The 11,890-nt window shown below is 48.7% G+C and carries 12 protein-coding genes; 10 read left to right on the top strand and 2 right to left on the bottom strand.

Going from position 1 to position 11,890, the window contains the following annotated elements; genetic code table 11:
- The first annotated feature begins 175 nt into the window (after positions 1–175).
- From EOPP23_RS13485 to EOPP23_RS13475, 3 genes are all read left to right on the top strand, one after another.
- Positions 176–1,072 (top strand): VOC family protein, encoded by an 897-nt coding sequence (locus EOPP23_RS13485; protein WP_153766511.1) that lies wholly within the window; start codon positions 176–178, stop codon positions 1,070–1,072.
- 192 nt (positions 1,073–1,264) lie between these two features.
- On the top strand, positions 1,265–2,140 hold the full coding sequence (locus tag EOPP23_RS13480; protein WP_153766510.1) for a CoA transferase subunit A: 876 nt from the start codon (positions 1,265–1,267) through the stop codon (positions 2,138–2,140).
- A gap of 14 nt (positions 2,141–2,154) precedes the next feature.
- Complete coding sequence (locus tag EOPP23_RS13475) at positions 2,155–2,958, top strand: CoA-transferase subunit beta (RefSeq protein WP_153766509.1); 804 nt, start codon at positions 2,155–2,157, stop codon at positions 2,956–2,958.
- Positions 2,959–3,016: 58 nt separating this feature from the next.
- Here the strand turns inward: EOPP23_RS13475 and EOPP23_RS13470 are convergent, their stop codons facing one another.
- Positions 3,017–3,280 (bottom strand): DUF2798 domain-containing protein, encoded by a 264-nt coding sequence (locus EOPP23_RS13470; protein ID WP_153766508.1) that lies wholly within the window; start codon positions 3,278–3,280, stop codon positions 3,017–3,019.
- Positions 3,281–3,341: 61 nt separating this feature from the next.
- A complete protein-coding gene (locus EOPP23_RS13465) occupies positions 3,342–3,962 on the bottom strand; it encodes an alpha/beta family hydrolase (RefSeq protein WP_153766652.1) in 621 nt (206 codons plus the stop codon).
- Between the two features lie 91 nt (positions 3,963–4,053).
- On the opposite strand from EOPP23_RS13465, the gene EOPP23_RS13460 reads away from it, so the two are divergent.
- The 7 genes from EOPP23_RS13460 to EOPP23_RS13430 all read left to right on the top strand — a co-directional run bounded on the left by EOPP23_RS13460 (position 4,054) and on the right by EOPP23_RS13430 (position 11,841).
- A complete protein-coding gene (locus tag EOPP23_RS13460) occupies positions 4,054–5,193 on the top strand; it encodes a hypothetical protein (RefSeq protein WP_153766507.1) in 1,140 nt (379 codons plus the stop codon).
- A gap of 325 nt (positions 5,194–5,518) precedes the next feature.
- Positions 5,519–6,406: an enoyl-CoA hydratase gene (locus EOPP23_RS13455; protein ID WP_153766506.1), complete on the top strand. Its 888-nt coding sequence runs from the start codon at positions 5,519–5,521 to the stop codon at positions 6,404–6,406.
- 2 nt (positions 6,407–6,408) lie between these two features.
- Positions 6,409–7,473: a nitronate monooxygenase family protein gene (locus tag EOPP23_RS13450; RefSeq protein ID WP_194842601.1), complete on the top strand. Its 1,065-nt coding sequence runs from the start codon at positions 6,409–6,411 to the stop codon at positions 7,471–7,473.
- Positions 7,474–7,642: 169 nt separating this feature from the next.
- On the top strand, positions 7,643–8,401 hold the full coding sequence (locus EOPP23_RS13445) for an enoyl-CoA hydratase family protein (protein WP_153766505.1): 759 nt from the start codon (positions 7,643–7,645) through the stop codon (positions 8,399–8,401).
- A 14-nt stretch (positions 8,402–8,415) separates the two neighbouring features.
- Positions 8,416–9,582 (top strand): acyl-CoA dehydrogenase, encoded by a 1,167-nt coding sequence (locus EOPP23_RS13440; protein WP_153766504.1) that lies wholly within the window; start codon positions 8,416–8,418, stop codon positions 9,580–9,582.
- A 14-nt stretch (positions 9,583–9,596) separates the two neighbouring features.
- Positions 9,597–10,658, top strand: a complete 1,062-nt coding sequence (locus EOPP23_RS13435; RefSeq protein WP_153766503.1) for an acyl-CoA dehydrogenase family protein — start codon at positions 9,597–9,599, stop codon at positions 10,656–10,658.
- Positions 10,659–10,686: 28 nt separating this feature from the next.
- Complete coding sequence (locus EOPP23_RS13430) at positions 10,687–11,841, top strand: acetyl-CoA C-acetyltransferase (RefSeq protein ID WP_153766502.1); 1,155 nt, start codon at positions 10,687–10,689, stop codon at positions 11,839–11,841.
- Positions 11,842–11,890 lie beyond the last annotated feature (49 nt).

The following is an 11,890-nucleotide window of genomic DNA, read 5'->3' as shown; positions in this document are numbered from 1 at the left end:
AATAGCTTAAGTTATTTCTGATGTGTTTTGTAGGTTCGATTAAGACTATTTCCCTTAGTCCCCTCAGACGATGATCAATATTGCCTCTACCTTTTTAATCGGTGACAGTTCGGAGAAGGTTTTTGGCACTGCCAGCCTTCTCAGCTGAATCATAAGAATAAGAGGCTGGGCGACCATGGATATTCGTGGACTGGGTTATACGATCGTAGAAACAACCGATCTTGCCAAATGGCAGGAGTACGGCACTCAGGTATTGGGATTAATGGAGCATGAAGCTTCAGACGACAATACTCTCTACCTGAAGATGGATGAACGTAACTTCCGCATTGCTGTCGTAAAATCCGATCGTGATGGCTATGGTGTATCCGGTTGGGAAGTGGCTGGCCCGGAAGCCTTTGCACAAGCGGTCTCTGAACTCGAAGCGGCTGATGTTGAAACAGTGGTTGGCAGTGAAGAGGAAGCCGCTGCCAGAATGGTGCAGGCGCTGGTTAAGTTCAATGATCCTGATGGTAATCGTCACGAAATTTACTGGGGCCCGGTTCAGGACTTCAAACAGTTTATTTCCCCTGTAGGCGTTACGAAGTTTGTAACCACTGATCTTGGTCTGGGTCATACCGTTCTGCCAACCCCTTCCTTCGAAACCAGTCGTGAGTTTTATACCGATGTACTGGGTTTTGGCATGTCAGATCTGATGAAGGTTAGGTTTACCGATGACCCTGCCGAGCCTGAGAAGCGTCTGCACTTCCTCCATGTAAACAACGGTCGCCACCATTCTCTGGCTATTTTTGAATGCCCGATTCCATCCGGTTGTGTCCATATGATGCTGGAAGTAGAAGAGATGGATGATGTAGGTCGTGCCATGGACCGTATGGAAGCCCATGGTGTTCAGTTGTCTGCAACTCTGGGTAAGCACACCAACGACGAAATGGTTTCTTTCTATATGAAGACTCCAGGCGGTTTTGATATGGAATACGGCTGTGGTGGTCTTGTCGTTGACTGGGATCGTCATACTACGTTCGAGAGCAGCTCAGTAAGTCTCTGGGGACATGATTTTTCTGCTGGTCGTCAGTGATGTTTGCGATTTAGTTTCCGGTTTTCAGGTTAACTTTTCCGCTCAACGATGCTTTCCTGCATCGATTCGCTAGCAGGCCATCCCTGGCCTTTGAAAAGCAAACCTGAAACCCTCCCTATCAAGTTGATTTGAAGCCACTGCCTCCTTCTTTTTAGGTTTGGGGTTGGGCTAAAAAAATAAAAAGGTGTAAGTATGGATAAACGCATGACCACGGCGGACATCGTCGGTGAGCTGCGCGATGGTATGACCATCGGTATTGGTGGCTGGGGGCCTCGTCGTAAGCCGATGGCGCTGATTCGTGAGATTCTTCGTTCCAATGTTAAAGATCTGACCGTTGTCGCTTATGGCGGTGCTGATGTCGGCATGCTGTGTGCGGCGGGTAAAGTGAAGAAGGTTGTCTTTGCTTTTGTTTCTCTGGACTTTATTCCGCTGGAACCTTATTTCCGTCAGGCTCGTCAGAAAGGCGAGATTGAGACCATGGAAATTGATGAAGGTATGATGCTGCTGGGTCTGCGTGCTGCAGCCTGGGGTTGTCCTTATATTCCTACACAGATTGGTCTAGGAACTGACGTGGTAAAGGTTAATCCTGAGCTGAAAGTCATCGAAAGCCCTTACGATGAAAAAGAGTGGGTGGCTATGCCTGCACTGAAGCTGGATGTATCTCTGCTTCATGTAGACCGTGCAGATGCGCGTGGTGTTTGTCAGATCAAGGGTAATGATCATTACATGGATGACTGGTTTGCCCGTGCTGCTAACAAGACCTTTGTTACCTGTGATGAACTGGTGGAGAGCGATTACTTCAATAACCCTGAAGAATCACGCTATGTGCTTTGGGAGCGCTCCATGACCACGGGTGTCAGCCTGGTTCCTGGTGGCGCTCATCCATCGTCCTGTACTCCTCTGTATGGCTTTGATGTTAAGCACTTCAAGGAATACAACGCATCTGCGAAAGAGGGTGGTTTTGAGGCGTATTTTGACAAGTACATCAAAAATACGACTGAAGAAGAGTATCAGGAAAAAGTCGGCGGTCTGGCAGCTATCAAGCAACAGCCGTTGCCGGTTTATTAACAGGAGTTATGACTATGAGTACACCGGCTAAAGACTATACCCTCGCAGAACTGCTGATTTGTGCAGGTTCAGAAGCCTTTAAAAATGACGGCGAAGTGCTGGCGACAGGTATTGGCCTGATTCCGAGACTGGCTGCCAGTCTGGCAATGAAAACCAGCAATACTGACCTGATGATGACAGACTCTGAAGCTTTCCTGCTGTCAGAACCGAATCCGGTTGGTAATCGTGGTGAAGACCATGTCCAGAAGAATGAAACCTGGATGGGCTTCTCACGCATTTTTGATAATGTCTGGAGTGGCAAGCGTCACGCCATGGTAGGACCAACCCAGATCGATAAATTCGGTCAGGCGAACATATCTGCCCTGGGTGGCAGCTATGAGCAGCCAAAGGTTCAGATGCTGGGCGTTCGTGGTTTTCCGGGCAATTCCATCAGTCATGGCAACAGCTTTTTCGTACCCAGCCATAACAAGAGGGTATTTGTAGAAGGTGAGTGCGACATGGTGGCGTCCATTGGCTACAACCCTGAGCGTTTGCCTAAGGGCTACAAGCTGGACGACGTTGATATACGCCTGGTGATTACAGATCTTGGTGTGATGGACTGGAATGGCCCCGATCATCAGTTGCAGCTTCTCAGTCTGCATCCGGGTATTACGGTTGAGCAGGTTCTGGAAAATACTGGCTTTGACGTTTATGTGCCGGATACGGTTGCAGTAACAGCAGCACCTACTGAAGAGCAATTATCAGTTATCCGTCAGCTGGATCCGCATAATCTGCGTTCAAAACAGCTTAAGGATAACCCTCCAGGGAATCGTTCTTAATAGCTGGTTAATAACGCAATGAAAGGCTCAGTCTTTTTCTGTGCCTTTCTCATCCGTTTTATTCTTCTGCAACAATTCTTCCCGTCAGCTTCGCTACCAGCGGCAGAACAATCAGTAATACCGGAAAAGCAATCAACCATGAAAGCAGCCATGCCATTGGCCAGTGCTCGATAATATTGGAATTGAAACCAAGGCTTTTAATGGTGCTGATCAGTGACACGACACAGGTCATAAACAGAGAGATCAGAAAAGGTGGCACCAAACGTTTGTATCTGGCGGGTATTTTTGGAATAACGCCAAAAATCCTGTTGCTTGAACCCATTGTCTCAACTCCATTTATGAATTATTTCTGAACCTGATCATACTCTTTGCTGTTGCGAGATTTAAATTTTTGCTCGGATAAAGTGAGCGATTTTATCCGCTGCTGACTCAAGGTGTTGCTGATGAGTGAAGCCTGATACTTTTCTTGGTTTCAGGTCATGATTGCCATCAGTCAGCCATTCTATGCTGATCTGTTCAGACAGCTGGTAGCTAGTAACATTGTCGGTATTGCCCATGGTATCTCTCTCTCCCTGAATAATCAGTGTTGGCGTTGCTAGATGCTCAAGGTGCTCCGTTCGAGGTTTGTCCTGCTTATTGGCAGCATAGAAAGGATAACCCAGACAGATGATGCCGGATGATTCGGCCCCCTCTGCGGTCAGAAGAGTAGCCATTCGCCCGCCCATAGACTTACCGCCAATGAAAACAGGTAAGTTAGTTTGGCTTTTTACCTTATCGAGAACCTCCTGCCAGTAAGCCAGTAACTTTGGCTGACGGTCGGGTGGCCTCTTTTTACCTGTTTCCCTGCGTTCCTGCATGTAGGGAAATTCAAAGCGAACTACTGAAATATCTCGTTCAGTGAGGAGACTTACCATGATCTCCATGAATTCACTGTCCATGGGGGCGCCAGCACCATGGGCGAAGACAAAATAGCCAAGGGGATTTCTTACTTTATTCCATCTCATTGTTTCCAAAGGAAATTTCCTTGTCGACGGTTACAGTGGTGATACTACCTAACCAGAAAGCTGGAGAGCAATAAAAGAAAAAGAGGTTAAAGTGAACTTTTTAAGACTGAAGCCTATCCAACCAATTAATAATTCGATAAATCAGGATGGTTTTATGAGTAACAAAAATTTACCCGTATTACTGATAGTAGGGCAATTGCTTACCTTTTCATTGGCGCAAGCGGAAGAGAATGATAATGGTTTAGGGGTTGATGTTTTCTACACCAAGCATTCGCAAAAGGAGAATGTTACCGGAGGTGTTGGAAATGACTTTATATACCTGGACACAGTCAATTCTTACAACTCGGACATGGATGGTCTCTATGCAGTGTCGTTGCCAGCTCTATCAGCACCATTGATTGGTGAAATGAGCAGGACAGTGACATCAGTTCCAATTATTAGACCTAACACAATCGTGTCTGACATGAGAAAGTCACAGAGAGCTGGAAATGGCTTTGTATTAAATTCGGTCAGTGATCTTATTACGTTGTTTGGGGGAGAAAAAGATAGAAACAAGGTGTTCTTTTCAAGCTTCTTCACATCCAGTGTGACGCCTGTTTTGTACAATACGGGAAAGGATGGAATTGATGCCGTTCTTAATGCTTTTGCAAGCGACTACCCTTCATTTCAGGTTCAGAATCTGGTCGAGTTAATGCAGCATTATAAAACATCGGATGAACTGGATCAGGCAGTAACTTTTGGTGGGGGTCTTTACTCTTCACTGCTGGTTAGCTCAGCTTCGAAATTTAATATTGAGCTGTCTGCATTTTTGACACCGGAAGATGGGTCAGAAATGACAACAGGAGAAGGTTTTTCGGATAAAGCCTATGAGAAATTGAGGCAGCAGGTAGAAGCTAAAGATCGAAGTAATATTGAAAACAACATATTAGTTGTTCGTGAAATTTTGGAAAGGGTAATTTTTGACGAGCGCTATGAGCCAACGTATCTGGTTGCATTCAGTGGTAAAAGCAAACACCAGTTTTTTACGCTCAGTAAATCGGAAGGTAAGCTGGTCATCAGTTATCTTATTGGACACAAAGCACCGACACCATTGCTGATGATGGATGTGAAGCTTGATACTCTTGATCGTGATGAGCTGTCATTTGCTATCGCTTATATGATGAATAATCTGGAGTCCCCTAAAGAAGGGCACCGGGTTCCAGTTTTTGAAGGTGTCTGGGTTGTTCAATAACCTCTGGTTCTATTGAAAGAAGAATCTTCAGGCTGTTTTTATCAGCTGAGCCCTGATCATTATCTACGATGATCGGGGTTAACCCCCTCTTTTTACCCTTCCTCAGGCATTATTTTGCTTAGTCTCCACGGACGATGATAGCTCTCCCCCCAGCCGGTTTAATCAATCACAGTCAATGATAGGTAAAGAGTCAGTTACACACTGGTTTTGAAACCTGTTTTCAAATGCCTGTTTCAAAAGGCGTGGCTGTATTTCAGTCTGTGATAGTAGTTGAAAGCAGACTGTCGGCCGGCATGAAATGAGGTCGTTTCGGGAGAGCCAGACGATGACAGACAAAAATAACAACAACGAAGACATCGTATTATACGAAGTCACTGATCAGGTTGCGGTCATCACCATGAACCGGCCTGAATACAATAATGCCCAGAACTCGGCCATGACTTACGCTCTGGACGCCGCTTTCAGAAAAGCCGTTGATGACGATGACGTAAAAGTCATTATGCTGGCGGGTAATGGCAAGCACTTCTCTGCCGGTCATGACATCGGTACTCCGGGTCGCGATGTTGACCAGACCTTTGACCGCGCTCATCTCTGGTATGACCACACCAACAAACCTGGTGGCGAGTTCCTTTATGCCCGTGAGCAGGAAGTCTATCTGGGGATGTGCCGTCGCTGGCGTGATATTCCCAAACCGACCATCGCCATGGTTCAGGGCGCCTGTGTTGCCGGTGGCCTGATGCTGGCCTGGGTCTGCGATATGATTATTGCTACTGAAGACTCTTTTTATTCTGACCCTGTCGTTCGTATGGGGATTCCCGGTGTTGAATATTTTGCCCACGTTCATGAGCTGAATCCAAGAATTGCCAAGGAGTTTCTGTTCCTTGGTGAGCGCATGCCTGCAGAACGTGCTTATCAAATGGGCATGCTCAACAAGATAGTACCAAGGGAATTCCTGAAAGAAGAGTCTATGGCGGTTGCTAAACGTATCGCCAAGATGCCCCGTCTCGGTCTGCAGTTAACCAAGCAGGTGATCAATAACGCTGAAGATCTGATGGGCAAACGCTCTACCATGGATATGGCGTTTGGTCTGCATCACTTTGCCCATACTCATAACGAAATGGTATCCGGCGATCGCCTGGCAGGTTTTGATGGCAAAGCCATGGCAGAGTCGCAAAAGCAACAACAGAAAGAGAAAGCGGAGGCAGGAGCTTGAGCATGTCTTCGATGAATACACGCCTTACTAAGCTGTTGGGCTGTAAGTATCCGATCATTCAAACCGCCATGGGCTGGGTTGCTGACCCTCAGTTGGTAGCAGCAACCTGTAATGCCGGTGGTTTTGGTTTTCTGGCGGGGGCCACCATTCCTCCCGAGGAGATGGAAAAAGCCATTATTGAGACCAAGCAGCTGACCGACCAGCCATTCGGCGTCAACTTCCATATGTATCAGGCCAATGCCGCAGATATTGTCGATATGGTGGTTCGTCATGGTGTCAGAGCGGTCAGCTACAGTCGTTCACCGGGTAAGGAAATGATTGCCAAGCTTAAGGCGGCAGGTGTTGTCTGTATTCCTACGGTGGGTGCTCTCAAACATGCGATAAAAGCTGTAGAGATGGGCGCTGATGCAGTTACTGTTCAGGGTGGCGAGGGTGGTGGTCATACCGGTTCTGTTCCTACGTCCATTCTGTTACCACAGGTTGTCGATGCGGTTGATGTGCCGGTGATTGCGGCGGGCGGTTTTAAGGACGGCCGTGGTCTGGTCGCCGCTCTTTCCTATGGTGCTGAAGGCATTGCCATGGGCACACGATTCCTGATGACCAGTGACAGTCCGGTTCCGCCGAAAACGCTTGATCGTTACGTCAACGCTAATAACCCTTCCAGCATTATTATCAGTAAAGCCATTGATGGTATGCCGCAGCGAATGATTACTAATGAATTGCTGGGGAATCTGGAAAAGGCCGGTGGTGTTAAGCGACTGGTGATGGCTTTGACCAGTGGTCTGGCTTATCGCAAGTACACAGGAACCAGTGTTCTTCAGCTGTTGAAGTCGGCGGTGAAGATGCGTGGTGAGGGTGAGCTGAGTGCTGCTCAAACCATTATGTCAGCTAATGCACCAATGGTGATTCAGAAGGCCATGGTGGATGGTAAACCAGCTGAGGGTGTTCTGCCTGCAGGGCAGGTAGCAGGCGTGATTAACAGTCTTTTGAGTTGTGAAGAGTTGATTGCCGAGATTGTTAAGGAAGCTGATCAGCAATTGCAGAAATTGCGTGGGCTGGCTTCCTGATTCTTTAGTTCGTCGTATATCGATGGTGTGAAGGTGTTCTTTCCCGCTCCACTGGCCTTTCCTGGCCAGAGTCGCTAGTCGGCCATCCATGGCCTTTGGAAAGTACACCTTCACACCATCTGCCAAAGTTCCAGTTTCAAGAAGAATTATAAAATTAGAAGGTACAAATATGACAAAACCATTCAAAACATTTGTTGAGGGAGGGATTGCTGAACTGATCTTTGATCATCCTCCTGTCAATGCTTTCAGTAGTCAGGGCTGGGCGGATATTGCTGCCGAGATTGAAGCTCTGGGTGATAACGATGATGTTCGAGTGATTATTATCGCTGCAGAAGGTCGTGGTTTCTGTGCTGGCGTGGATATCAAGGAGCTGGCTCAGGACGACAATCTGATCGTTAAGGTGAACAAGGGTAACTACGACACCTTTAAGGCGATTCACCTGAACCCCAAGCCAGTAATTGTTGCGCTTCATGGTTTTGTTTTGGGTGGCGGTATCGGCATTTCTGGTGCGGCAGACATTATTGTTGCTTCCGAGTGCGCAACCTTTGGTGTGCCGGAGGTGGATCGTGGTGCCATGGGTGGCGGTGCTCACCTGCAGCGTATGTTCCCGGTGCAGAAGGTGCGTCATATGTATTTCACCGGCGAGATGATTGATGCTCAGGAAGCTTATCGTCTGGGTGCGGTTGAGCGTGTGGTTCCTAAAGATGAACTGCGTCAGACCGCTCGTGAAATCGCCGCGAAGATTGCCGAGAAGAGTCCTCGTATGATTCGTATCGCCAAGGAAGCACTGAACGGCATTGAAGATGGTGATCTGGAGCAGAAGTATCGCTCCGAGCAGGGCTTTACGCTAGAGGCTTACACGTCTCCTGACTCTCAGGAAGCCCGTGATTCCTTTGTCGAAAAACGTGATGCGTCGTTCAAAGGCTGAGTGAGGAGCAGAACATGGATCTGAATTATACCGACAGCCAGAAAGCATTCCGCCAGGAAGTGCGTGAGTGGCTGGCTGCCAATGTGCCATCGGAGCCCTTGAAGTCTTTCGATACTGAAGAAGGCTTTCATCAGCACCGTGAGTGGGAAGCAAAGCTGAATGACGGTCGCTGGGGCATGGTGACCTGGCCTGAAGAGCTGGGTGGCCGTGGTTGCGATCTGATTGAATGGCTGATTTTTGAAGAAGAATATTACCGTGCCAATGCACCATTGCGGGTAAACCAGAACGGTATCTTCCTGCTCGGCCCAACTCTGATGGAGTACGGCACAGAAGAGCAGAAAGCTCGATTCTTGCCAATGATGGCGACCGGTGAAGAAGTCTGGGCGCAGGGCTGGTCCGAGCCAGGCGCTGGCTCCGATATGGCGGCTATTCGTTCCAAAGCGGAGCTGGTGGGCGATCATTATGTCATTAATGGTCAGAAGACCTGGTCGACACGTGCCGTATGGGCTGACTGGACCTTTGGTATCTTCCGTACCGATCCTGAGTCCAGCCGTCACAAAGGTCTGACCTTTATTCTGGTACCACTGGATTCTGAAGGCGTCACTGTACGCCCAATCGAACAGCTGGACGGTTTGCCAGGCTTTGCTGAAATCTTCTTTGATAACGTTAAAGTGCCAGTTGAGAACGTTCTCGGTGGTGAAGGACAGGGCTGGAAAGTGGCCATGTCTACCGCCGGTTTCGAACGTGGCTTGATGCTGCGTTCGCCAGCACGTTTCCAGGAAACCGCACGTCGTTTGGTTGAACTGTACAAAGCAAATAAAGAAACCGCAGACGTTGATCCAATTATTGGTGATGCAGTCATGCAAGCTTATCTGGATGCTGAAGCCTATACCCTGAGCACTTATATGACTGCTTCCCGCTTACTAAAGGGCGGCAAGATTGGTCCTGAGTCGTCGACCAACAAGATTTTCTGGTCCGAGCTGGATCAGAAGATGCATGAAACGGCTATGAGCATTCTCAGTGCTCGTGCAGAACTATTACCTTGTGCACCAAATGCTGATGATGTCGGCAAATGGCTGGATGGTTTCCTGTTTGCACAGGCCGGACCAATCTATGCCGGTACCAACGAAATTCAACGTAACATTATCGCCGAGCGTATGCTGGGCATGCCACGGGCATAAGTGAGGAGGCAGTTATGGATTTTACATTTACTGAAGATCAGCTGACTTTTCACGACAGTGTTAAGTCATTTCTGACCAACGAAGTGACACCGGAAAAGATTCGTGAACTCTGGAATTCCGATTCCGGTCGTTCCAGCGAGCTCTGGCAGCAACTGGCTGAGATGGGCCTGACCGCTATGACCGTTCCTGAAGAGTTCGGTGGTCTGGGCATGAATGAACTGGACTTCCTACTGCTGGCTGAAGAGTGTGGCTATGCCGCTCTTCCTGAGCCTCTGGTAGAAAACGTTCTGGTTGCTGTGCCACTGCTGAGCAGCCTGGGCGATCAGCAAAAGCATCTAAAAGAAGAGTGGCTGTCCAAGGTTGCTGTAGGCAGCGCCAGACTGGCGGTTGCTCATCCATCAAACCCACTGGTAGCCGATGCTCATATTGCAGATTTGCTACTGCTGGCCAATGGCGATGAAGTTCATGCAGTTAAAGCTGATCAGGTTGAACTGGTAGCGAATGAGTCTGTTGACCCAAGTCGTAAGCTGTTCAGTGTTAGCTGGACACCGTCTACAGAAACTCTGGTTGCAGATGCTGCTGAAGGTAAGAAACTCTGGGCAGATACTCTGAACCGTGGTGCGCTGGCTGTTGCTGCACAGCAGCAGGGTCTGGCTCGTCGTATCGTTGATCTCTCTGTGGATTACACCTTTGAGCGCAAACAGTTCGGTAAGCCCATCGGTTCTTTCCAGGCAGTTAAACATCATATGTCCAATGTCGCTGTGAAGATCGAGTTTGCTAAAGCTCCCCTTTATCGTGCAGCCTATGACATTGCCAATAATCAGCCTACAGCTGCCCGCAGTGCATCACACGCCAAGCTGGCGACCACTGAAGCTGCCCTGCTGGGTGCCAAGAATGGTATTCAGGTTCACGGCGCCATGGGTTACACCTGGGAAGTGGATCTGCATATCTTTATGAAGCGTGCCTGGGCACTGGATGCTAGCTATGGCAACCGTGGTTTCCATAAGCAGCGAGTGAAAGCCGCTATTCTGGCTGATGATGCTCTGCTGGGTGCAGGCAACACGTTTGCCGCTTGATATGCGACCGGATTGAGGAATAAGAAGAATGCCAGAAGCTTATATTGTTGATGCGGTTCGTACGCCGACCGGTCGTCGTAAAGGTGGTCTGTCCCACGTCCATGGTGCTGACCTTGGTGCTCACGTACTGAAAGCTATTGTTGAACGTAACGGTATTCCGGATAACGAATACGACGACGTCATTTTTGGTTGTGTCGATACCATTGGTCCACTGGCCGGTGATATTGCCCGTACTGCCTGGCTGGCAGCGGGTCTGTCTCAGGAAGTGCCGGGAACCACCATAGATCGTCAGTGTGGTTCATCCCAACAGGCAGTTCACTTCGCGGCTCAGGCTGTGATGAGCGGCACTCAGGACGTAGTGATTGCGGGTGGTGTTCAGACCATGACCCAAATTCCTATCTCTTCAGCGATGACCTCTGCCGAACCAATGGGCTTTAAAGACCCGTTCTCCGGTTCCAAGGGCTGGGTTGAGCGTTATGGCGAGCAGCCACCTACGCAGTTTAATTCTGCCCAGATGATTGCAGACAAATGGGAACTGTCCCGTAAAGAGCTGGAAGAATTTTCACTGGAATCCCATCGTCGTGCGATTCAGGCCATTAAAGAAGGCCGTTTCAATCGTGAAATCGTACCGATGGAAGGTGTCGATACGGATGAGACGCCAAGGCAGTCGACTTTGGAAAAAATGGCTGAACTGGACTACCTGTTCGGTTGTGAAAAGGTAACTGCAGCGGTTTCCAGTCAGACCTGTGATGCAGCCTCTGCGGTATTGGTTGTTTCAGAAACAGCTCTGAAGAAATACAACCTGACGCCAAGAGCCCGTATTCATCATATGAGTGTTCGCGCTGAAGATCCGGTATGGATGCTGACTGCGCCAATTTCTGCCACGGAATATGCGCTGAAAAAAGCCGGTATGACACTGGATCAGATTGATCTGGTGGAAATCAACGAAGCCTTTGCCTCAGTGGTCATGGCCTGGTTGAAAGAGACTGGCTATCCACACGAGAAAACTAACGTTAACGGTGGCGCTATTGCTCTTGGTCATCCGCTGGGTGCTACCGGTACCAAGCTGATGACAACCCTGTTGCATGAGCTGGAAAGAACCGGTGGACGTTTTGGTTTGCAGACCATGTGTGAAGGTGGTGGTCAGGCCAATGTAACCATTATCGAACGTTTGGGCGAATAAGAATAAGTTTCAGACATACGGTTTAGAGGCACATTCCCGCCACTGGCGG

Origin of the sequence: Endozoicomonas sp. OPT23, assembly GCF_009653635.1 — a bacterium.
Classification (GTDB): Bacteria; Pseudomonadota; Gammaproteobacteria; order Pseudomonadales; family Endozoicomonadaceae; genus Endozoicomonas_A.
This window is presented reverse-complemented; position numbering and strand designations above follow the sequence as displayed.

Bases quoted from the DNA above. Each gene is read 5' to 3' on its own strand.
- EOPP23_RS13485 (WP_153766511.1), top strand. From the start codon at position 176: ATGGATATTCGTGGACTGGGTTATACGATCGTAGAAACAACCGATCTT.
- EOPP23_RS13475 (WP_153766509.1), top strand. From the start codon at position 2,155: ATGAGTACACCGGCTAAAGACTATACCCTCGCAGAACTGCTGATTTGT.
- EOPP23_RS13455 (WP_153766506.1), top strand. From the start codon at position 5,519: ATGACAGACAAAAATAACAACAACGAAGACATCGTATTATACGAAGTC.
- EOPP23_RS13430 (WP_153766502.1), top strand. From the start codon at position 10,687: ATGCCAGAAGCTTATATTGTTGATGCGGTTCGTACGCCGACCGGTCGT.
- EOPP23_RS13470 (WP_153766508.1), bottom strand. From the start codon at position 3,280: ATGGGTTCAAGCAACAGGATTTTTGGCGTTATTCCAAAAATACCCGCC.
- EOPP23_RS13480 (WP_153766510.1), top strand. From the start codon at position 1,265: ATGGATAAACGCATGACCACGGCGGACATCGTCGGTGAGCTGCGCGAT.
- EOPP23_RS13440 (WP_153766504.1), top strand. From the start codon at position 8,416: ATGGATCTGAATTATACCGACAGCCAGAAAGCATTCCGCCAGGAAGTG.
- EOPP23_RS13450 (WP_194842601.1), top strand. From the start codon at position 6,409: ATGTCTTCGATGAATACACGCCTTACTAAGCTGTTGGGCTGTAAGTAT.
- EOPP23_RS13435 (WP_153766503.1), top strand. From the start codon at position 9,597: ATGGATTTTACATTTACTGAAGATCAGCTGACTTTTCACGACAGTGTT.
- EOPP23_RS13445 (WP_153766505.1), top strand. From the start codon at position 7,643: ATGACAAAACCATTCAAAACATTTGTTGAGGGAGGGATTGCTGAACTG.
- EOPP23_RS13465 (WP_153766652.1), bottom strand. From the start codon at position 3,962: ATGAGATGGAATAAAGTAAGAAATCCCCTTGGCTATTTTGTCTTCGCC.